Origin of the sequence: Pseudomonas sp. NKUCC02_KPG, from assembly GCF_019345465.1 — a bacterium.
GTDB lineage: Bacteria > Pseudomonadota > Gammaproteobacteria > Pseudomonadales > Pseudomonadaceae > Aquipseudomonas.
Map to the genome: position 1 here is coordinate 34,866 of NZ_JAHKRC010000004.1, position 20,253 is coordinate 55,118.

At 58.3% G+C, this 20,253-nt stretch carries 23 protein-coding genes and 4 tRNA genes; 14 read left to right on the forward strand and 13 right to left on the reverse strand.

All coding sequences use genetic code 11. The features are described from left to right. Positions 1-101 precede the first annotated feature (101 nt). Complete coding sequence (locus KO536_RS06455; RefSeq protein WP_219261494.1) at positions 102-1,139, reverse strand: 2,5-dihydroxypyridine 5,6-dioxygenase; 1,038 nt, start codon at positions 1,137-1,139, stop codon at positions 102-104. A 338-nt stretch (positions 1,140-1,477) separates the two neighbouring features. Here KO536_RS06455 and KO536_RS06460 point away from each other — a divergent pair, with 338 nt between their 5' ends. From KO536_RS06460 to KO536_RS06485, 6 genes are all read left to right on the forward strand, one after another. Next, positions 1,478-2,626, forward strand: coding sequence for an FAD-dependent monooxygenase (locus KO536_RS06460; protein ID WP_219261495.1), 1,149 nt, complete (start codon positions 1,478-1,480; stop codon positions 2,624-2,626). Further along, positions 2,623-3,459, forward strand: a complete 837-nt coding sequence (locus tag KO536_RS06465) for an alpha/beta fold hydrolase (protein WP_219261496.1) — start codon at positions 2,623-2,625, stop codon at positions 3,457-3,459. Before KO536_RS06460 ends, KO536_RS06465 begins: the two co-directional genes overlap by 4 nt. Before the next feature lie 11 nt (positions 3,460-3,470). Beyond that, a complete protein-coding gene (locus tag KO536_RS06470; protein ID WP_133077215.1) occupies positions 3,471-4,226 on the forward strand; it encodes an Asp/Glu racemase in 756 nt (251 codons plus the stop codon). 9 nt (positions 4,227-4,235) lie between these two features. After that, entirely contained in the window at positions 4,236-4,886 is a 651-nt protein-coding gene (locus KO536_RS06475) for an N-carbamoylsarcosine amidohydrolase (protein ID WP_133077214.1), read from the forward strand. A 190-nt stretch (positions 4,887-5,076) separates the two neighbouring features. Next, complete coding sequence (locus tag KO536_RS06480; protein ID WP_133077213.1) at positions 5,077-6,393, forward strand: MFS transporter; 1,317 nt, start codon at positions 5,077-5,079, stop codon at positions 6,391-6,393. A 171-nt stretch (positions 6,394-6,564) separates the two neighbouring features. Continuing rightward, entirely contained in the window at positions 6,565-7,236 is a 672-nt protein-coding gene (locus KO536_RS06485) for a YceH family protein (RefSeq protein WP_257622832.1), read from the forward strand. 38 nt (positions 7,237-7,274) lie between these two features. Here KO536_RS06485 and KO536_RS06490 read toward each other — a convergent pair whose 3' ends face one another. Then, positions 7,275-8,093: a shikimate 5-dehydrogenase gene (locus KO536_RS06490; RefSeq protein ID WP_219261497.1), complete on the reverse strand. Its 819-nt coding sequence runs from the start codon at positions 8,091-8,093 to the stop codon at positions 7,275-7,277. A gap of 231 nt (positions 8,094-8,324) precedes the next feature. On the opposite strand from KO536_RS06490, the gene KO536_RS06495 reads away from it, so the two are divergent. The 3 genes from KO536_RS06495 (at position 8,325) to KO536_RS24245 (ending at position 9,319) form a co-directional block, all read left to right on the forward strand. Beyond that, the gene (locus KO536_RS06495; protein WP_133077210.1) at positions 8,325-8,675 is read left to right on the forward strand and encodes a hypothetical protein; all 351 of its coding nucleotides are present in this window, start codon (positions 8,325-8,327) and stop codon (positions 8,673-8,675) included. A gap of 159 nt (positions 8,676-8,834) precedes the next feature. Then, a complete protein-coding gene (locus KO536_RS06500; protein WP_019826144.1) occupies positions 8,835-9,029 on the forward strand; it encodes a hypothetical protein in 195 nt (64 codons plus the stop codon). Positions 9,030-9,124: 95 nt separating this feature from the next. Continuing rightward, positions 9,125-9,319: a hypothetical protein gene (locus KO536_RS24245; RefSeq protein ID WP_257622833.1), complete on the forward strand. Its 195-nt coding sequence runs from the start codon at positions 9,125-9,127 to the stop codon at positions 9,317-9,319. Here KO536_RS24245 and KO536_RS06505 read toward each other — a convergent pair. Continuing rightward, entirely contained in the window at positions 9,267-9,578 is a 312-nt protein-coding gene (locus tag KO536_RS06505) for an AzlD domain-containing protein (protein WP_133077208.1), read from the reverse strand. The two genes, KO536_RS24245 and KO536_RS06505, sit on opposite strands and share 53 nt — an antisense overlap. Beyond that, complete coding sequence (locus KO536_RS06510) at positions 9,575-10,270, reverse strand: AzlC family ABC transporter permease (RefSeq protein WP_133077207.1); 696 nt, start codon at positions 10,268-10,270, stop codon at positions 9,575-9,577. Before KO536_RS06510 ends, KO536_RS06505 begins: the two co-directional genes overlap by 4 nt. A gap of 203 nt (positions 10,271-10,473) precedes the next feature. Here KO536_RS06510 and KO536_RS06515 point away from each other — a divergent pair, with 203 nt between their 5' ends. Next, positions 10,474-10,992 carry a Dps family protein gene (locus KO536_RS06515; protein ID WP_133077206.1) on the forward strand — a complete coding sequence of 173 codons (519 nt, stop codon included), beginning with the start codon at positions 10,474-10,476 and terminating at the stop codon, positions 10,990-10,992. Positions 10,993-11,208: 216 nt separating this feature from the next. On the opposite strand, the gene KO536_RS06520 is transcribed toward KO536_RS06515, so the two are convergent. After that, a complete protein-coding gene (locus KO536_RS06520; RefSeq protein WP_133077205.1) occupies positions 11,209-12,150 on the reverse strand; it encodes a class I SAM-dependent methyltransferase in 942 nt (313 codons plus the stop codon). Between the two features lie 229 nt (positions 12,151-12,379). Between KO536_RS06520 and KO536_RS06525 the strand changes: the two genes are divergently transcribed. The 3 genes from KO536_RS06525 to pbpG all read left to right on the forward strand — a co-directional run bounded on the left by KO536_RS06525 (position 12,380) and on the right by pbpG (position 14,451). After that, a complete protein-coding gene (locus KO536_RS06525; protein WP_133077204.1) occupies positions 12,380-12,931 on the forward strand; it encodes a DUF2975 domain-containing protein in 552 nt (183 codons plus the stop codon). A gap of 9 nt (positions 12,932-12,940) precedes the next feature. Continuing rightward, positions 12,941-13,150 (forward strand): helix-turn-helix transcriptional regulator, encoded by a 210-nt coding sequence (locus KO536_RS06530; protein ID WP_095036595.1) that lies wholly within the window; start codon positions 12,941-12,943, stop codon positions 13,148-13,150. A gap of 362 nt (positions 13,151-13,512) precedes the next feature. After that, on the forward strand, positions 13,513-14,451 hold the full coding sequence (gene pbpG / locus KO536_RS06535) for a D-alanyl-D-alanine endopeptidase (RefSeq protein WP_133077203.1): 939 nt from the start codon (positions 13,513-13,515) through the stop codon (positions 14,449-14,451). 134 nt (positions 14,452-14,585) lie between these two features. Here pbpG and KO536_RS06540 read toward each other — a convergent pair whose 3' ends face one another. From KO536_RS06540 to gltX, 8 genes are all read right to left on the reverse strand, one after another. Further along, positions 14,586-15,038 (reverse strand): Hsp20 family protein, encoded by a 453-nt coding sequence (locus KO536_RS06540; RefSeq protein WP_133077202.1) that lies wholly within the window; start codon positions 15,036-15,038, stop codon positions 14,586-14,588. Between the two features lie 123 nt (positions 15,039-15,161). Continuing rightward, positions 15,162-16,121, reverse strand: a complete 960-nt coding sequence (locus tag KO536_RS06545) for a tRNA-dihydrouridine synthase (protein WP_219261498.1) — start codon at positions 16,119-16,121, stop codon at positions 15,162-15,164. Positions 16,122-16,194: 73 nt separating this feature from the next. Then, entirely contained in the window at positions 16,195-16,629 is a 435-nt protein-coding gene (locus tag KO536_RS06550) for a thioesterase family protein (protein ID WP_133077200.1), read from the reverse strand. Positions 16,630-16,780: 151 nt separating this feature from the next. Continuing rightward, a tRNA-Glu gene (locus tag KO536_RS06555) sits at positions 16,781-16,856 on the reverse strand. 77 nt (positions 16,857-16,933) lie between these two features. Next, positions 16,934-17,009: transfer RNA gene (locus tag KO536_RS06560), tRNA-Ala, on the reverse strand. Positions 17,010-17,059: 50 nt separating this feature from the next. Then, positions 17,060-17,135: transfer RNA gene (locus KO536_RS06565), tRNA-Glu, on the reverse strand. Between the two features lie 75 nt (positions 17,136-17,210). Next, a tRNA-Ala gene (locus KO536_RS06570) sits at positions 17,211-17,286 on the reverse strand. Between the two features lie 283 nt (positions 17,287-17,569). After that, a complete protein-coding gene (gene gltX / locus KO536_RS06575) occupies positions 17,570-19,051 on the reverse strand; it encodes a glutamate--tRNA ligase (RefSeq protein ID WP_219261499.1) in 1,482 nt (493 codons plus the stop codon). 202 nt (positions 19,052-19,253) lie between these two features. Between gltX and KO536_RS06580 the strand changes: the two genes are divergently transcribed. Beyond that, on the forward strand, positions 19,254-20,204 hold the full coding sequence (locus KO536_RS06580; protein WP_219261500.1) for a 2-hydroxyacid dehydrogenase: 951 nt from the start codon (positions 19,254-19,256) through the stop codon (positions 20,202-20,204). The last annotated feature ends 49 nt before the right edge of the window (positions 20,205-20,253 follow it).

Here is a 20,253-nt window from a genome sequence, read left to right on the forward strand (position 1 = left end):
GCGAGCCACTCTGTCGCCAACCCCTGTGGGGGCTGGCCTGCTGGCGAAGGGCATTAACGATCACCCGTGGTTTGGATAATCGCGGCGCGCTTGTGCGGCTTCTACTGGGGTGCAACCACCACCCCGCCCGTGACCACCGCCAGGTCATCCAGATAAATATCACAATGGCGCAGCGGGATATCCAGGTGGCATGGCGTCTTGCGCGTGCCCCCGACCTCGGTGTTGGGCCCGGTGGAAAACAGGAAGTTACCCTCGAACGCCCGGGCATCCATGCACATTCCGTCGTTTTTGTCGTGCAGGCCCATGGCAGTCCATTGGGCACGCGGCTGCAGCCCCCAACCAATATGGGAAATGCCGTACACCTCAGGATCGTTGAAGTACTTCAGGTAATCGCGCAGGTATTCGGCCTCAAAGCCGCCATGAATCGAGGTAATGAAGCCCTGATCGATTTCCAGGGTGATCTGTTCGCGCGAGTAGTTCTTGAACGGCAGGACGATATCACCCACATCGATCACCAATACACCCTGCGCCGTCTCTTCATTGGGCCACGAGAACAGAAAACCGCTTGGCCAATGATCCCAACGCCCCGGCTCATCGGCAAACCCATACTCGGTTACCGCCGGATACTGCCCCAGCTGCGCCTTGAAATCACTGCCGGCTCTGGATTTGACATGAATGGAGCGCGCCTGTTTAAGCAGTTTTTCTGCCGCCATCACCCGCTCTTTGTCCGCCAGAGTGGGCAGCATGCGCGCCAGCACCTCAGGCGGCTCAACCGCCAGCAGAATGCGCGTGCCGGTCTTGAGGATCTGCTCCTGCTCGGGGGAATGCAGCAACATCATGGTGTCGACCACCAGATCTGCCGCCTCCAGCGCCCGTTGCGCCGCAATATTGCCCGTGAGCGCGGTGTCCCCGCAGTAAGCCGTCATGTCATTGCCCATCGCCATCGGATGGTTGAACGAGGGCAACTCCACTGCATACACCTTCGCACCCAGGCGCTGAGCCGCTTCCATCGCCGCCCTCACCGTGCGCGGGTTGGAGTAGTGACTTTTCAACACTGCGACGCTTTGGGTCGCATCCACTTTTGACAGTTTCAACACGTGCTCAAACATCTGAGTCAGTTCGCAGTCGCTTACCGGCATTTGGGGTTCCTCTCAATTGACTCGCTGAATGTGTTGAGTGCATCACCCCCTGCCCTTGCAGTCAGCGTTGCATCCCACGGTTCAATTTAAAGCGTACACACTATTTAGCGTTGATAGCTCATTATTTTCACACTTGATTCGAAAAAATAAATCGCCGTTACATACTCACACAACCCAAGCAAACAGTAGTTACCAGCCGTTACACCAACTCCATTCAGGCTGTTTTTATTTTCAAAGGGCTCTATGCAAATCAAAAATAAATAGCGTATACACTGTAAATGACTGGCAATCACAAACCCGACTCTTGCCAGCAACACCCTAAAAAAAGGAAGCCTTGCATGCCCATAAAACAAAAAATCGCCATTGTCGGTGCAGGTCTGGGAGGTGCTGCGGCAGCAACGCTGCTGCAAAACGCCGGATTCCAGGTCGATATTTATGAGCAGGCCCCCGCGTTTTCCCGCATTGGCGCGGGCATCCACATGGGGCCGAACATCATGAAAATCTTCCGCCGCATGGGCATCGAACAGAAGTTAAGCGACATGGGCTCGCACCCTGACTTCTGGTTCAGCCGTGATGGCGCCAGCGGTGACTATCTTTCTCGCATCCCCCTCGGTGAATTTGCCCGCAAGGAATACGGCGCCGCCTACATCACGGTTCACCGTGGCGACTTGCATGCACTGCAAATGTCGACCATCGCGCCGGGCACCACCCACTTCAACAAATGCCTGACTCGCCTTGAAGAAACCGACAACCTGGTGCGCCTGCACTTCAGCGACGGCACCAGCACCGAGGCCGATATCGTCATTGGCGCCGATGGCATCAACTCAAAAATCCGTGAAGAATTGCTTGGCGCAGAAAAGCCGCTATACAGCGGCTGGGTGGCCCACCGCGCGCTGATCCGCAGCGAAACACTGGCCAAATACAACCTGAACTTCGAGAACTGCGTGAAGTGGTGGAGCGAAGATCGCCACATGATGGTCTACCACACCACTGCCAAGCGCGATGAGTACTACTACGTCACAGGCGTGCCGCATGCGGCCTGGGATTTTCAGGGCAGTTTTGTCGACAGCAGCCGCGAAGAAATGCGTGAAGCGTTCGCCGACTACAACCCGACTGTCCAGGCACTGATCGAGTCCAGTGAAAGCGTCAGTAAATGGCCCCTGCTCAATCGCAACCCGCTCCCTCTCTGGAGCCGTGGCCGCCTGGTATTGCTCGGCGACGCCTGCCACCCCATGAAACCGCACATGGCCCAAGGCGCCGGCATGGCAATTGAAGACGCTGCCATGCTGACCCGCTGCCTGCAAGAAACCGGTCTGAGCGATTACCGCACCGCTTTCGAACTGTACGAAGCCAATCGCAAGGATCGCGCCTCACGGGTACAGGCGGTGTCCAATGCCAACACCTGGCTGCGTACCCAGGAAGATCCGGCCTGGGTTTATGGCTACGACATCTACAGCCACTCACTTGAATCGGAAGCCCTGGCATGAGCACCTTTATCCACGGCGCCAATGTCCAGGCCAACGGCATACGCCAGCATTACCTGCGCTATGGCGGGCAGGACAACGGTACAAAACCGGTTCTCTTGCTGATTCCCGGCATCACCAGCCCGGCCATTACCTGGGGCTTCGTGGCCGAACGGCTGGGTGAACATTTCGACACGTACGTACTCGATGCCCGGGGGCGCGGCCTTTCTTCCAGCGGCACCGGCCTGGACTACGGCACCGACGCCTGCGCTGATGACATCGCCGCCTTTGCCCGGGCAATGGGCTTTACCCACTACCACCTCGCCGGCCACTCCATGGGTGCGCGCTTTGCCGTACGCAGCGCGGCACGCAACCCGGCCGGGCTGCTAAGCCTGGTACTGATCGACCCGCCTGTCTCCGGCCCCGGTCGACGCGAATACCCAAGCAAGCTGGCGTGGTACGTGGACTCGATCCGCCAGGCCGTGACCGGGATGGATGCACAGGCCATGCGTGCCTTTTGCCCGACCTGGACCCTGGAGCAACTGCAACTGCGCGCCGAGTGGCTGCACACCTGTCATGAACCCGCCATCGTTCGCGCTTTTAACGACTTCCATGAGGTGGACTTCCATCAGGACCTGCCGAAACTGGCGGTGCCCACCCTGCTGATGGTCGCCGGACGAGGTGGCGTGATCCTGGATGAGGACGAAGCAGAAATCCTCGACCTCAACCCTGCCATCAACATTGCTCGTGTCGAGAACGCTGGCCACATGATCCCGTGGGACGACCTTGAGGGTTTCCTCGCCACCTTTGGCGAGTTTTATGACCACCCCCCGACCCGCACTCAGCGCACCGTTTAAGGAGACATCCCGTGATCAAGCCTTACCGTATCGGCCAGATTGTGCCGAGTTCCAACACCACCATGGAAACCGAGATCCCGGCGATGCTGACCGCACGCCAGTTGATCCGCCCGGAACGCTTTACCTTTCACTCCAGCCGCATGCGCATGAAACAGGTGCGCAAAGAAGAACTGGCAGCCATGGACGGCGAATCCGACCGCTGCGCGATCGAACTGTCCGACGCCAGGGTCGACGTTCTGGGTTACGCCTGCCTGGTGGCAATCATGGCCATGGGACTGGGCTACCACCGAAAATCCGAGCAACGCCTGACCCTGGCTACTGCCGAGAATGACGGAAACGCCCCGGTCATTACCAGCGCCGGCGCCTTGATCGACGGCCTCAAGGTAATGGGTGCGAAAAAAATCGCTATCGTCGCGCCTTACATGAAACCACTGACCGAACTCGTGGTGGATTACATCCGCGCAGAAGGCTTTGAGGTGGTGGACTGGCGCGCCCTGGAAATCCCCGACAACCTGGAAGTGGCCCGCCACGACCCGGCCAACTTGCCCGCCATTGTCAGCAGCATGAACCTTGAAGGCGTGGACGTGATCGTGCTGTCGGCCTGCGTGCAGATGCAATCACTACCCGTGGTTGCCCAGGTTGAAGCGCAAACCGGCAAGCCGGTGCTCACCGCCGCCATTGCCACCACCTACGCCATGCTCAAGGCCCTCAACCTTGAGCCCATCGTGCCGGGTGCCGGGGCTCTGCTGTCCGGCGCATACAAATAGGAGCGGGTCATGACCGAGCACCACAATGAACAGCAAAGCGCAGACGCCAACTATCAAGGTGTATGGGGCCATCGCATAGGCTTTGGTAAAAAGCCTGCGCTGCTGATGATCGACTTCATGCAAGGCTACACACAAAAAGATGCGCCGCTGTTCGCACCCGGCGTCGTCAGCGCTGTGGCCGAAAGCGTCGAACTGCTAACCTGCGCGCGCAAAAATGCAGTGCTGGTGGTGCATACCAATATTCGCTACCACCCCGGTCACTTTCTTGACGGCGGCATCTGGGTAAAAAAGGCCCCGGTCATGCAGGACATGGTGGAGGGCAACCCGCTGGCCGCCTTCTGCGAAGAGGTGCTGCCAACCCCGGATGAAGTCGTCATCAGCAAGCAGTACGCCAGCTCGTTTTTCGGCACCAGCCTTGCATCACTGTTGCGTGCCCAGGGCATCGACACTGTGGTTCTGGCAGGTTGTTCGACCAGCGGGTGTATCCGGGCAACGGCGGTGGATGCAGTGCAGCACGGCTTTCGAACCATCGTGGTGCGCGAATGTGTCGGTGATCGCCACAGCGCCCCCCACGAGGCCAACCTGTTTGATATCGACAGTAAATATGGCGACGTCGTCAGCAAGCAGGAGGCCATGAATCACTTCACCAAAACTGTTTAGGCAACAACTGGCAGACAGGGATATCTGCCATAGAACCAGGCCGTAGAGCACTGGTCACCATTACTGAGCAAGGGCCCTCACCAGGCCTGCCCAGTCTTCTGACACTGCCTTTGGAAGCCGCTTCACGAGCCTGCCAAAGCACTGATCGCGGCTACACAACAACCATAAAGTCACCGCCAGGAAGACACACATGCCCTCTGCAAATGCTGGTACTACCACCGCGACCGTTATCGCGGACCCGGTCCAGGTGCTCTATCGCAAGATCACCTGGAAACTCATCCCCTTCCTCTGCTTCTGTTATCTGGCGTCCTACCTGGACCGGATCAATATTGGCTTCGCCAAGCTGCAAATGCTGGGTGACCTGCAGTTCAGCGAAACAGCGTTCGGCCTTGGCGCCGGGCTGTTTTTCGTCGGCTATATCATTTTCGAGGTGCCGAGCAACCTGGCCCTGGAGAAAGTCGGTGCCAAGATCTGGATTGCCCGGATCATGATCACTTGGGGCCTGCTCTCGGCCTGCACCATGCTGGTCACCACCCCCACCCAGTTCTATGTTGTGCGCTTCTTGCTGGGCGCGGCCGAGGCCGGCTTTCTGCCGGGCGTGCTGTACTACCTGACCACCTGGTTTCCAACCCACCGCAGGGGACGCATCATCGCCCTGTTCATGATCGGCATGCCGCTTTCAAGCGTGATCGGCGGACCACTTTCGGGCTGGATCATGGGCGCGTTCGACAACACGGCAGGGCTCAAGGGGTGGCAGTGGCTGTTTATCATCGAGGCGATTCCCAGCGTCTTGCTGGGCATTCTGACGTTCTGGGCCCTGCCCAACAGCCATCACACCGCCAAATGGCTTAACAACGAAGAAAAAGCACTGCTTGAAAACGAGCTGCGCAAGGACGACGTCGAAGGCAAAAACAGCAAGCACAGCTTTCGCGACGGCTTTTTCAACCTCAAGGTCTGGATGCTCGGCGGTATCGACTTTTCCATCCTGCTCAGCGCCTACGCCATGGCTTTCTGGATGCCCACCTTCATTCGCAATGCGGGCGTGGCCGACAACTTCCATATTGGTGTACTGACCGCCCTGCCCAGCGCCGCCGCCCTGATTGGCATGCTGTTGATTGGCGCCAGTTCAGACCGTCATCGCGAACGCCGCTGGCACATCATCGTGCCCTTCCTGATCGGTGCGGCCGCCATGGCCGGTACAACTTTCTACAGCCATAACGTCTTTGCCACCGTTTTACTGTTCGCCATTGCCTCGGCCGCCATCATCGGTGCCGTGCCGGTGTTTTTCAGCTTGCCGGCAACCTTTCTCAAAGGGCGGGCAGCGGCTACGGGGTTTGCCCTGGCGTGCTCGCTGGCCAATATCGCCGGACTGGTGAGCAACTCGCTGATGGGTATCGCCATTGACGTGACCGGCAGCGGCTCAGGGGCGCTGTGGTTCTTCGCAGGCTGCCTGCTCCTGAGCAGCCTGCTGGTGATCGCATTGCCAGCCAAACTGGTCAACCGCTGACAGCCCCGGGAGCGGGCTTGCTCGCGATACCTGCATCGCGACATGCCCGGCTCACCGCACTATGACTGCCACGAGCAAGCCCGCCCCCACAGGTTTGACGCGGCAGTCGCCCTATCGTGCAAAAGACTCCACAATGACCGCTGGCAACGGTTACTCAATTTGGAGAAGAAAATGGAAGTTCCCGCTAGTCAGCTTTCAGAAAACACACAGATCGAATCTGACTCCGGACCTCTGCTCAACAGCATCGAGATCCGGATTCTCGGCTCCCTGATCGAGAAACAGGCCACCAACCCTGAAACCTACCCCCTGACGCTCAACGCGCTGGTTCTGGCGTGCAACCAGAAAACCAGCCGTGAACCCGTGCTCAATCTCACTCAAGGACAAGTCGGACAAAGCTTGCGCGCACTCGAAGGTCGCGGCTTTACCCGGCTGGTGATGGGCAGCCGTGCTGACCGCTGGGAGCATAAGGTCGACAAGGCGCTGGAACTGGTGCCTGCCCAGGTGGTGCTGCTGGGCCTGCTGTTTCTGCGGGGCCCGCAAACCCTGAACGAGCTCTTGACCCGCAGCTCGCGCATGCACGATTTCGAAGACACTGAACAGGTTCAGCATCAACTGGAGCGCCTGATTGCCCGTGATCTTGCGCTGCTGGTGCCTCGCCAGAGCGGCCAGCGCGAAGACCGCTACATGCATGCACTGGGCGACCCGGCTGACATCGAGACAATCATGGCCAGCCGTCAACAACCTGCAGAGCGCAGCAGTGGCTCCACGGTATCGCTGGAGCGCTTCGAAGCACTTGAAGCGCGCATCGCAGTGCTAGAGGCTCGCCTGGCAGAGCTGGAGTAACGCGGGTGTCGGGCGAGGTCACTCGCCCGACCCTGCAATCAGCTGCGGGCAAACGCCACCGCAGCCTGGAACTGCTCGGCGGACGGTCGAACGCCGGTGTACAGCACAAACTGCTCCAGTGCCTGAATTGCAATGACCTCAAGGCCCGTAATCACCTGCTTGCCCTGGGCACGACCACGCACGATCAATGGCGTTTCAACCGGGATCGCCACCACATCAAAAACGATATCGGCCTGATCGATGGCATCTGCCTCAAAGGCCAGGTCGTCGGCTTCAGCCCCGCCCGCCATGCCCACCGGCGTGACATTGATCAGCATCCGGGGCCTGTGCGCAGCCAACTCCGACTGCCACTCGTAGCCACAACTTGCCGCCAGCGCCCCTCCTGTCGCTTCGTTTCGCGCCACGATCACACCCTTGCGATAGCCACCGTCGCGCAACGCCGAAGCCACGGCCTTGGCCATGCCGCCACTGCCACGCAATGCAAAAGTGGTGTCCTTGGGCACCTTGTGACTGTCGAGCAATTGCGCGATGGCGATGTAATCCGTGTTGTAGGCCTTGAGGTGCCCGTCAGTGTTGACGATGGTATTGATCGACGCGATGGCACGGGCCGATGCGTCCAGCTCGTCCACCAGCTCAATGCACGCTTCCTTGAAAGGCATGGACACACCGCAACCACGAATCCCCAGGGCGCGAATACCGGTCACTGCCCCCTTGAGGTCTTTGCTGCTGAAAGCCTTGTAGTAAAAGTTCAGGCCCAGCTGTTCGTATAGATGATTATGAAAACGCAGTCCGAAGTTCCCCGGTCGGCCCGACAGCGATATGCACAGTTGGGTGTCTTTATTCGGATTCATTTGCATGCTCATCTCCTTGCTGAATGCTTTTAGATGGACGGCACAAGCCGTACCGGAAATTTTGTTAGATCATATTGCAGCTGCAAGCGCTGAAACGTCTCAGCGCCCGCAGACCTTACACAAAATTTACCAAAGCGCTTCGCAGTTTTTTAATAAAACACGGTCTTAACGTTATCCCCGCGATTATCCGTGGCCTGGTGCAGGCCAAAAGTCGGGGCTGAAATTCGAGGAATCGTCATGATGCGTACCATCCCCAAAGTCGCTTTGCTTATCGGCGCTCTGGCTGTCGCAGGCCAGGCATCTGCTCATGGCGGTTGGGGGCCCGGACCTGCCATTTTTGGCGCGGTAGTCGGCGCCGCAGTTGTAGGCTCAATCATTGCTGGCCCCGAGCCACGCCCGGTTTACGTTCAGCAACCGGTCTATGTCCAGCCGCAACCTGTTTACGTTCAGGCCCCACCGGTCTACTACCAGCCACAACCGGTGTATGTCCAGCCGCCTCAGCCCGTTTATTACCAGGGCTACTACGGTCGGCCACACCCGGCGTACTACGGCCCGCCACGGGGCTATTACGGCCCGCCGCGCTGGTAACACCGGCGCAGGCAAACCGGCAGGCTTTTGCAGCTGCCGACAGGGCCCAATTGACACTGTGAATGTCGCGGATGAGACACCCTAGTGGCCCGGACTGCGGCATTATGGAGCGCCACTGGCGCGATCATCGGCACACTCATAAAAACAAGGACGACCTTTATGCCTACACAAAACCCGCACCACATCGTCGGGCTCTGCACTTCAAGCAAGGTTTACAACACCCTGACCGAGCTCAAGCAGCTCGAAGGCCATCGCACCGCCAAGCTGGTGTCACTGCTGGCCCAGCACCTCGTACGCGAGGGATTGCTGAGCGATCAGGAAGTCATGCACATGCTCGACCAGGTGGTTGACTGACACCTCACCGACATCAATGACGACTATCACGCGCAATGATTTTTTGCGCAGCGGCCCAGCCCGTAAGGTAGCGACATTGTTTGAAGGAGGTGTTTATGCCCAAGATTCATGTCATGTCGGTCATCGGCAGTGCAGTCCCCGCTCCGCTTCGCGCGGACGGCCTGCTGGCGTGCTGGTACGTGGTCAGTGACGGCGTTGCCCTGAGCGGCCCCTTTACTTCCCGCGCCGCAGCGCAAATCAAAGCCACCAGCGAAACAGATAGAACAGCCCCACACTCAACGCGACACTGAGCAGTACGTTGCGACTCCAGAGCATAAGCCCTATGGCGCACAGCCCGGCCAGCAGGTACGGGTTGCCCAGGCTCAGGTCGACCTCATGATTCTTGACGAAGATGATCGGCCCGCAAATCGCCGTGAGCATCCCCGGTACCGCGAACCCCAAAAACTCCCTCACCCCACGATTCAAGCGAATCGGCAGCCGCGGCTCCAAAAACAGGTAGCGGTTGAAAAACAGAATCAGCGTCATCCCGGCAATAATGATCCAAATCATGCCCAGTACCCTCCCAGCCGCTTGCACAGATAACCCGCGACCATACCCGCCAGCCCTGCCAGCACAATGGCCGACTCCCACTGCCAGTAACTGAACAGCACCACGCTCAACAATGAGACCGCCACGCACACAATGGTTGGAACATTGCGCACGATGGGCGTAATCAACGCTATGAAGGTTGCGGCAATCGAGAACTCAAGCCCGAGTTGGTCCAGTCCCGGGATACTCTTGCCCAGCACCACGCCCAGAAGGGTGAAAATATTCCAGCCCACGTACATGCACAGCCCCACGCCCAGCGCGTACCAGCGATTGAACGTCTTCTGGTCAAACGGGCTGACCAGGGCAAAGAACTCATCGGTCAGCAAAAAGCCCAGCCCCAGACGCCATCTCGGTTCGAGTGGCGCCACCACCGGTCGCAAATGCATGGCATAGAGCAAATGTTGTGACGTCAGCAGCAAGGTGGTCACCAGGATCGAAATCGCACTGGCCCCTCCTTTGATCATGCCGATCGCCACCAATTGCGCCGCACCGGCAAACACAAAAAGCGAGAGCCCCTGGCTTTGCGCCGGGGTCAATTGGGCATCAATCGCAGTGGAACCCGCCAGCAACCCCCAAGGGGCACACGCCAGCGTGAGCGGAAGACAGGCCATGGTGCCGCGCACAAACGCGGATCGAGCAAGGGAATCAGACATTACAAACATTCCGGCAGTAAGCAGCCGCAAAGGGTCGCAACCTGACAGAAGAAAGTCTTGAACGATCTTGCTCAGAGGCCCTCAAAACTTTACGCGGGCTGTTTGAGACGCCCCGACGCGTTTGACGAGAGGCTGATCCTGGTCTTTAGTCAGCCGCACTCAAGTGACGTTATTCCGATCAACCGCTGCCACGAGGAACCACCATGACAGACCTGAAATCCGCGAAGGAAAGCAGAAAGGCCGATCTGCGGACACCTTCGGCACTAAGCGAAAAAGCCTGTATCAACATTGCGGCCGAAGTGAATGCGCTGCTGGCTGATACATTCGCCATTTACATGAAAACCAAGAACTTCCACTGGCACATGTCCGGCCCGCATTTCCGTGACTTTCATCTGCTGCTGGACGAACAGGCCGATCAGATCTATGCGACCACCGACGCCATTGCCGAACGCGTACGCAAGCTGGGGCGCACGACCATTCGCTCGATTGGCCATATCAAAAAGCTCCAGCGCCTGCTGGATAACGATGCCGACTTCGTAACCCCGGAAGACATGCTGGCAGAGCTGCGCGAAGACAACATCCAGCTGGCCGCGTACATGCGTGAAACCCACGACATGTGCTCCGAACTCGGAGACGTGGCCACCACCAGCCTGCTGGAAAACTGGATCGATGAAGCCGAGCGCCGCGTGTGGTTCCTGTTCGAGTCGTCGCGCACCAAGTAACCGGCAAATTTTGTAGGAGCGGCCTGCTCGCGATACAGGCGACGCGGTTCGGCCAGGGCACCTGGTCGATGCCATCGCGAACAAGCCCGCTCCCACAAGAAAGATGAATTTTGTTTCACAGTCTTTGAGCGCAGCGGGCGGTATATTCGCTGCGCTCATTGCTCATTCAATGTACCCCTTGGCCCGCAACTCCCCCAGCGGGCCTTTTTTTGCCCGTCAAACGCCCTGTTTGAACACCAGCGCTTTCAAACCGCATTCTGCGTCGGCATCAGGAAACTCCGGCGGGTTATCCAGGCGCTGGACAAAACGCAGGCTCGGCGCATCAAGGGTAACGCCATCGATCAGGAAGTCCGAACCCAGTGCCGGGTCGTTCATGCAGGCCAGTACCGTGCCGTTTTCGCTCAGCAACTCAGGCAACCGGCGCACTACCCGCTGGTAATCCTTGGTCAGCAGAAAGCTGCCCTTCTGAAACGACGGCGGGTCGATGATCACCAGATCATAAGGGCCGGTGCTTTTCACCTTACCCCAGGACTTGAACAGGTCATGCCCCAGGAACGTCACCTTGCTCATGTCATGCCCGTTCAACCGATGGTTGTCGCGCCCACGGCTCAGCGCCGCACGGGACATGTCGAGGTTGACCACATGCTGCGCACCGCCTTCGATCGCGGCCACTGAAAAGCCGCAGGTATAGGCAAACAGATTCAAGACCCGTTTGCCCTCGGCGTTGGCCCGCACCCAGTCCCGACCGTAACGCATGTCCAGAAACAGGCCGTTGTTCTGCTTGCGGCCCAGGTCCACTCGATAGCGCAACCCGCCTTCGGTCAGCGTCCACTCATCAACCGCCTCACCCACCAGCCATTCAGTGTCGCTCTGCAGCGTATAGCGATGTTGCAGCACCAGCGTGTGGGCCCCGCTGGCTCGCCATGAAGGGGACTGCACGAGCGTCATCAACAGCTGCTTCAAGGCGTTCAGATGCCCGGCATCGGGCTCCTTGAACAACGAGACCAGTACCACGCCTTGCAGCCAGTCGACTGTCAACTGCTCAAGCCCCGGCCAGCACCGCCCGCGCCCATGAAACAAACGCCGGGTTTCTTCGGGCGCAGCGTCCAGAGCAGTCAATAGGTGCAAATGCAGAGTGGTTAACGCTTCAGGAGTCATCAGGCCGGCCGGTCAATTTCAAGGGCCGGCATTTTACACAATTGCACAGCCCTGCCTAATCAACACCGCGCGCATCTGCATCCGCCAAAGTCATTTCTACATCCATGAAATTATCGTTTTACAATCATTTATTATCGAATTACGATATCAAGGCCTTAAAACATCGCCTACCGTTTCTGCGCAGAATCCGGGCACTTAATCATCATCAGTACTACAGAAGGACTTTCAGATGAAAACCGATCACCTGGCCGATCGCAGCAGAACCCTGGCAACCGCCACCCTGGCGCTCGTGGTGGGCATGCTCCTGGCCAATATCGCTTACTGGATCTTCCCCAACGTCATTGGCACCTACGTCGGCGGATTCAGCCTGAGCGCCATGACCAAAACATTGAACGCAGACATTCTGCAGATGCCCTGGTGGCAAGTCGCAGGGGCCATTGTGCTGTCCAGCATCCCCCTGCTGATACTGGCCAAGGGTTTGCTGGCGCTGCGCAGCCTGTTTCTGGCCTACAGCAACGGGGAATACTTCTCGGCGGAGTCGGCTGAACTGCTGGGGAAAGTAGGCAAGAGTGTCGCTTCATGGGTGCTGGCCTGCCTCTTGCTGACACCGGTCATGAGCGTCTGGATCACATTTTTGCGCCCTGACGGCGAGCGTTTGTTCACCATCAGCTTTGAACCGTCGCATCTTGTTGCCTTATTCCTCTCCGCTTCTCTTATGATCATCGCCCGCAGCCTATACAACGCCTGTTCGATGGCACGGGAAAATCAGCAGTTTGTTTAAGAGGCCAAGATGCCGATCGAAATTAAGCTGGACGTCATGCTGGCCATGCGCAAGGTCAAATCCAAGGACCTCGCGCAAATGGTCGGCATTACCGAGCAGAACCTGTCACTGCTCAAGCAAGGGAAGGTCAAAGGTATAAGGCTCGCCACCCTGGAAGCCATTTGCATCGCACTCGATTGCCAGCCGGGGGACTTGCTGCACTATCGAGCTGAATCCTGAAGCACCCGTTCACGCCTGTGGGGCCACAGCCTCACAGGCGTCGAACCTGATAAATCCCCGCCTCCTGCGTTACTGACTTTTCGCGGCCTCCAGAGCCAGGGTCGAACGCTCAAGTCGTTCAGCCAGCCAACAGCATTGCACTGCTAGGCTCGCCCGAGCACGAATCCCTGATTCGCCAGCACCTCCCGTTGAGGCCTGCCAGCTGCACTGGCACCTCGAAGCCCCGGCCATGAATATTCTCTGATAAACCCTGCGAAATCAGGCATTTCTGCCGCTATTGATCCATACTGACAAAATGTAACGTTATGTGTGTAACAGCCGTTGCAGCCCGGTACTTCCCAACCATCCTTGAGTCATTCTGCGTGAAAATTCATCTTTCTATTTTGAGCCTGTGTTTAGTTCTGGCAGGCACCAGCGCCTCTTCAATCGCCGCAGCGGCTGAAAGCATTTCGGCCCCAAGGGATACCTCACAGCTGCATATCGCCTCAGGCAGCGCGATGCTGATCGACCTGCAGACCAACAAGGTCATTTTTGCCAGCAACCCTGACGCCATCGTCCCCATCGCCTCCGTGACCAAACTGATGACCGCCATGGTGGTGCTGGACGCCAAACAGTCGATGGATGAATACATTTCGGTCAACATCAGCGACACGCCAGAAATGAAGGGCGTGTTTTCCCGGGTCAAGATTGGCAGCGAACTCTCGCGTCGCGAAATGATGCTGATCACCCTGATGTCATCGGAAAACCGTGCTGCTGCCAGCCTTGCCCATCACTTCCCGGGCGGCTATGTGGCGTTTATCGCAGCCATGAACGCCAAGGCCAAAAGCCTGGGCATGATGAGCACCCACTACGTTGAGCCGACCGGCCTGTCGATTCACAACGTGTCCACCGCGCGCGATTTGAGCAAGCTGCTGGCAACGGCACGGCACTACCCGATGCTCAGCCAGTTGAGCACCACCAAAGAAAAAACCGTGGCGTTCCGCAAGCCCAACTACACACTGGGCTTTCATAACACCGATCATCTGGTCAAAAAGGACAAGTGGAATATCAAGATCACCAAGACCGGATTTACCAATCAGGCTGGACACTGCCTGGTGCTGGTAACCGAGATGGGCAATCGCCCGGTATCGCTGGTGATTCTGGATGCCTTTGGCAAATACACCCACTTCGCCGATGCAGGGCGGATTCGCAACTGGGTTGAAACCGGTAAAAGCGGCAGCGTGCCCGACGTAGCCTTGCGCTACAAAGCCGACAAGAACCTGCAAAAACACCAGTTGACCGCAGGTCAGGCTGGAAAGTGACGTTCTGGACATGAAAAGCAGGCACTTGCCCCGGGGAGAGGTCGGGGACAAATGCCTGCGTGCTGCTCTTGATATTCATCCGGATAAAAAGAACCCCGCCTGAAGACGGGGTTCTTTTTCAGCACGTGCTCAGATCAGTTTTGCAGAGCAGGCTGCGAATCCCCATTGATCGGGATGCGTTTGGCTTTTGCCTCTTCCGGCACCACCCGCTGCAGGTCGATGCTCAGCAAACCATTGCTCAGGTTTGCGCCTTTGATCTCGATATGGTCGTCGAGACGGAAGGACAATTTAAATGCCCGCTGTGCAATGCCTTGATGCAAGAAGGTCACGCCTTCTTCGCTGGTGCTTTCACGTTTACTGCCGCTCACGGTCAGCACGCCTTTCTCAACTTGCAGGTCCAGATCATCCTGCTGGAAGCCTGCAGCCGCAACCACAATGCGATAGCTGTCTTCACCACGTTTTTCAACGTTGTAAGGTGGGTAGCCGCCGCTCGAATCGTTGCGTAAAGCGGTTTCAAACAAATCACTAAAACGGTCAAAGCCGACAGAATTACGGAACAGTGGCGCCATTGAAAATGCGTTGCTCATAATTTCATCCTCCTGATTTCAGCGAGATTTTGTTACGCGACCCGGTTTCGGCATCGCGTACCCCTTAGATAGGGACCGTCAAAACCGTTTCAAGGGTTTTTCTGAAAATTTTTTTCAGCCGTTTCAGGCAGCGTCAGCAGGCGGGTTGTTGACCATATGCCGGACCTTCTCACAGTCGGTTTCACGGCGCATGGCATTGAACAGCAGCACGGCTTCAGGGTAGTTGCGGGTCAGCATGGCCAACCACTGCTTCAGGCGCCCGGGGGCTGAACGTGGCGTCAGCTGGGCTTCGGCCTGCGCCCAGAAATCGCGGATCATGGGCTGCAAATCAGCCCAAGTCATCGGCACCACTTCAACACCGGCACGGGCTGCGGCAATTTGCCGGGCCAGATCGGGCCGCGACACCAGGCCGCGACCCAGCATGATGTCTTCAGCACCGCTGATTTCGCGGCAACGGCGCCAATCTTCAACCGACCAGATATCGCCATTGGCAAACACCGGCACCTTCACCGCTTCCTGTACCTGGGCGATGTACTCCCAATGGGCAGGCGGCTTGTAGCCATCCATCTTGGTCCGCGCGTGCACCACGATCTGGCTTGCGCCCCCTTCGGCCAGGGCAATCGCGCACTCATTGGCGCTGTCTGGCGTATCAAAGCCCAGGCGCATCTTGGCGGTCACCGGGATATGCGCAGGCACAGTGCGTCGCACCTGCAGCAGGATCGCATGCAGCAGTTCGGGCTCCTTGAGCAGCACCGCACCACCACGGGACTTGTTCACGGTCTTGGCCGGGCAGCCAAAATTGAGGTCAATCACCCCGGAACCCAACTCAACGGCCAGCGCCGCGTTGTCGGCCAGACAGGCCGGATCAGAACCCAGTAACTGTACGCGCAACGGCACGCCGGAACGCGTCTGCGCACCGTGCTGCAATTCGGGGGCGAATTTATGGAAGTAGGCTTCCGGTAACAACCGCTCGGTGACCCGAATAAATTCGGTCACACACCAATCAATACCGCCGGTGCGGGTCAGGACATCACGCAGGATGTTGTCGACCAACCCCTCCATCGGCGCCAAAGCAATTTGCATGGGTGACTCTCATGAAAAACGTGCGGCAGTTTACGCCGTTATGTGGGCAATCGGTATGAGCAGGCGCTGCTGATCAGGCCGTGACGACAGCCGGACCATAACCTTCAAGGAACTCGGGCGGCAGGCGCTTGGCCTTGCCCGTGGACAGCTCGATGCAGACAAACGTGGTTTGCGCACGCAACAGGGTCACGCCATCGCTGGGGCGCACAAGCTGAAAGTGGCGGGTCATGCGCAAGCGCTGGTCACAATCGACAATCCAGGTTGCCAATTGCAGCTCATCGTCTTCATAGGCACTGGCCAGATAATCGATTTCATGGCGGGACACCGCCATGGCGCGATCAAGGCGACGGTACTCGGTGAGATCCAGCCCCAGACGCTGCGAGTGGCGCCAGGCACAACGTTCCAGCCAGACTACATAGGCCGCGTTATTGGCATGACCGAACCCGTCGATGTCTTCGGCCTGAACGGTCAGGTCAATGATGAACGGTGCTGCCAAATCCCAACTCATGCCTTGTCTCCCCCTAAAAAAATAAGGAGCGCAGTGTAACGCAGAGGGGGCGGCTGCAAGCTTCGAGGCGAGGAATATAAAAACTGCAGACAAACAAAAGGGCCATTCAATAATCGAATGACCCTTATAAATCCCGCATAGCGGGTAATCGTGGCGTCCCCTAGGGGACTCGAACCCCTGTTACCGCCGTGAAAGGGCGGTGTCCTAGGCCACTAGACGAAGGGGACACAAACCCTTCTAACAGTGATCAGCAGCAAGTGCTGATCGATTCAATGCCAGTGTGGCCCGACATTGAACTGTAAATTGGTGGAGCTAAACGGGATCGAACCGTTGACCTCTTGCATGCCATGCAAGCGCTCTCCCAGCTGAGCTATAGCCCCGATTTATCGCCTGGCGGCGGAGCATCACCGAAGTGCTGCTTCTGTAAAACTGGCGTCCCCTAGGGGACTCGAACCCCTGTTACCGCCGTGAAAGGGCGGTGTCCTAGGCCACTAGACGAAGGGGACACAAACCTTCTAACTGATCAGCGCTGAGTGCTGATCGATTCAATGCCGGTGTGGCCAGACATTGAACTGTAAATTTGGTGGAGCTAAACGGGATCGAACCGTTGACCTCTTGCATGCCATGCAAGCGCTCTCCCAGCTGAGCTATAGCCCCAGACAGTCACTGCAGCGTGTTGTTGCTGCTTGTTTCGTGTTGCTGTGTGGACGGGGCGCATATTAAGACTGGATGGATAGGCTGTCAAACTTATTTTTAAACTTTTTAAAAAAAATTTGCCGTGAGAACAACCACTTACCTTCCCTGCCCCGTAAATACTGGCCCAAACCCACAAAACCTGTAGTCGCTGCCAAAGGCTGCGAAGGGTTGCGGAGCAACCCGTTTTCCTGGAAACGCCACTGAACCCCTCGCAGCCTGCGGCAGCGACTACAAAGAAAAACCGTTAACCCATGGCGTTAAACAGCTTTTCCCACTCTTTGTTTTCTTTCTTCGACACACCGCCCAGCAGGTCGAGTGCCTGGCGCAGACGGAAACGGGTCAGGTCCGGCCCCAGAATCTCCATCGCGTCCAGCACCGACACCGAGCTTGCCTGGCCGGTGATCGAAGCGAACATCAGCGGCATGGCATCACGCAGCTTCAGCTCCAGGGACTCGACCACGGTCTGGATGCAGCCGGTGATCGCGTCCTTTTCCCACTGACGCAGGCTCTCCAGCTTCCACAGAATCAGCTGCATCAACTGACGCACTTGTTCGTTGGACAGCTTCTTGTGCTCGAACAGCTTGGCATCGAGCTGCAAGCCGCCCGAGAAGAAGAACCCGGCCAATGGCGCGATCTGGCTAAAGGTTTCAACCCGGCCCTGAACCAGCGGCGCGATTTTCATCATGTACTCAGGGTTCAACGCCCATTGCTGCACGCGGCTGGCGAACTCTTCCAGCGGCAGGTCACGCAACCATTGACCGTTGAGCCACGACAGCTTCTCTACGTCGAAAATCGGGCCGCCCAGCGAGACGCGGGACAGGTCAAAGTTATCGACCATTTCCTGCAGCGAGAACTTCTCGCGCTCGTCCGGCATCGACCAGCCCATGCGGCCCAGATAGTTGAGCATCGCTTCAGGCATGAAGCCCATGCGCTCGTAGAACGTCACCGACGTCGGGTTCTTGCGCTTGGACAGCTTGCTCTTGTCCGGGTTACGCAGCAGCGGCATGTAGCACAGCTGCGGTTGCTCCCAGCCGAAATACTCGTACAGCAGGATCAGCTTGGGCGCTGATGGCAGCCACTCTTCGCCACGCAGCACGTGGGTGATGCCCATCAGGTGATCGTCGACCACGTTGGCCAGGAAGTAGGTCGGCAGGCCATCGGTCTTCATCAACACTTGCATGTCCATGCGATCCCACGGGATCTCGACATCGCCGCGCAGCAGGTCCGGCACAACGCACACGCCTTCGGTCGGCACTTTCATGCGGATCACGTGGGGTTCGCCAGCTGCCAGACGGGCCGCTACTTCTTCTTTGGACAACAGCAGCGCACGACCGTCGTAGCGCGGGGTTTCGCCCTTGGCCATTTGCTCGGCGCGCATCTGGTCCAGCTCCTCGCTCGTGCAGAAGCACGGGAAGGCATGACCCATGTCGACCAGTTGCTGGGTGTATTTCTTGTAGATCTCGCTGCGTTCGCTTTGACGGTACGGGCCGTGCGGGCCGCCAACGTCCGGGCCTTCGCTCCAGGTAATACCCAACCAGCGCAAGGCGTCGTAGATCTGCTGCTCGGACTCGCGGGTCGAACGCAATTGGTCGGTATCTTCGATCCGCAGGATAAATTCGCCGCCATGCTGCTTGGCAAAGCAGTAGTTGAACAAAGCGATGTAAGCGGTGCCGACGTGGGGGTCGCCGGTAGGCGATGGCGCAATGCGCGTGCGAACGGTGGTCATGGGCGGTCTCGAAGTGGAGATAAAACAAAGGGCGAATGGTAACAGGCCGACCCGGCTTGGCTCCAGCGCAGGACTCGGCCCATCCGCCACACGGCTGAAAAAAGCCTGAATAGAGCGCCCGGATCGAATGGGTGCCGCGAAAAACAGCACAGACCGGTGTTAATCTCGGTCCATTCTTGACATCCCTTGGCTGGAGATACCCATGTCCCGAGTTGTGCTGGTGCTGGTAGAGAGCGTTAACGATTATCTGCACATGCTTGAAACCCAAGGCTACGAACTGATCCTGGCGCCCACCCCCGCCAGCCGCGCCCAGGCCATAGCCCAGCACGGCGCCCGCATCGACGCCGTGCTGACCCGTGGCCCGCTGGGCCTGCATGCCGAAGAAATGGCTGCCCTGCCCTTGCTCAAGATCATCTGCGTGATCGGCGCCGGCTTCGAGCAGGTCGACCTGCAAGCCGCCAGCAACCTTGGCATTACCGTGACCTTCGGCGCCGGGGCCAACGCCTCGTCTGTGGCCGACCACGCGATGGCGCTGTTGCTGAGCGCGGTGCGCGGCATCCCCCAGGCCGACGCCAGCATCCGCCGCAACGAGTGGGTCAAGGTGCGCCAGCCCTCACTGTCGGGCAAACGCATGGGCATCATCGGCCTGGGCGCGATCGGCCAGGCCATCGCCAAGCGTGCGGCCTGCGGCTTTGACATGAGCATCAGCTACCACAGCCGCCAGCCGCGCCCCGACTCGCCCTACACCTACTGCGTCAGCGTGCTTGAACTGGCCGCAGCAGTGGACTTCCTGATGATCGCCACGCCCGGCGGCAGCGCCACCCACCACCTGATCGACGCTCCCGTGCTCGATGCTCTGGGCGCAGACGGCTACCTGATCAATATTGCCCGTGGCAGCGTAGTCGACACCGATGCCCTGATCAGCGCCCTGGCCACAGGCAAAATCGCCGGGGCCGGGCTCGACGTGTTTGAAGACGAACCCCTGGTGCCGGACCCGCTCAAAACCCTCGGCAACGTGGTCATGACTCCCCATGTGGCTGGCCAGTCACCCGATGCGGTCGAAGCCACGGTGCAATTGGTGGTCGATAACCTGCAGGCTTTTTTTGCCGGCAAGCCCGTCCTCACTCCGGTGCCAATGCCCCACCCCGCCTGACCCAGGAGTGCGACAGCACCTTAAATTCCTCACTCAATGGATCGTTATA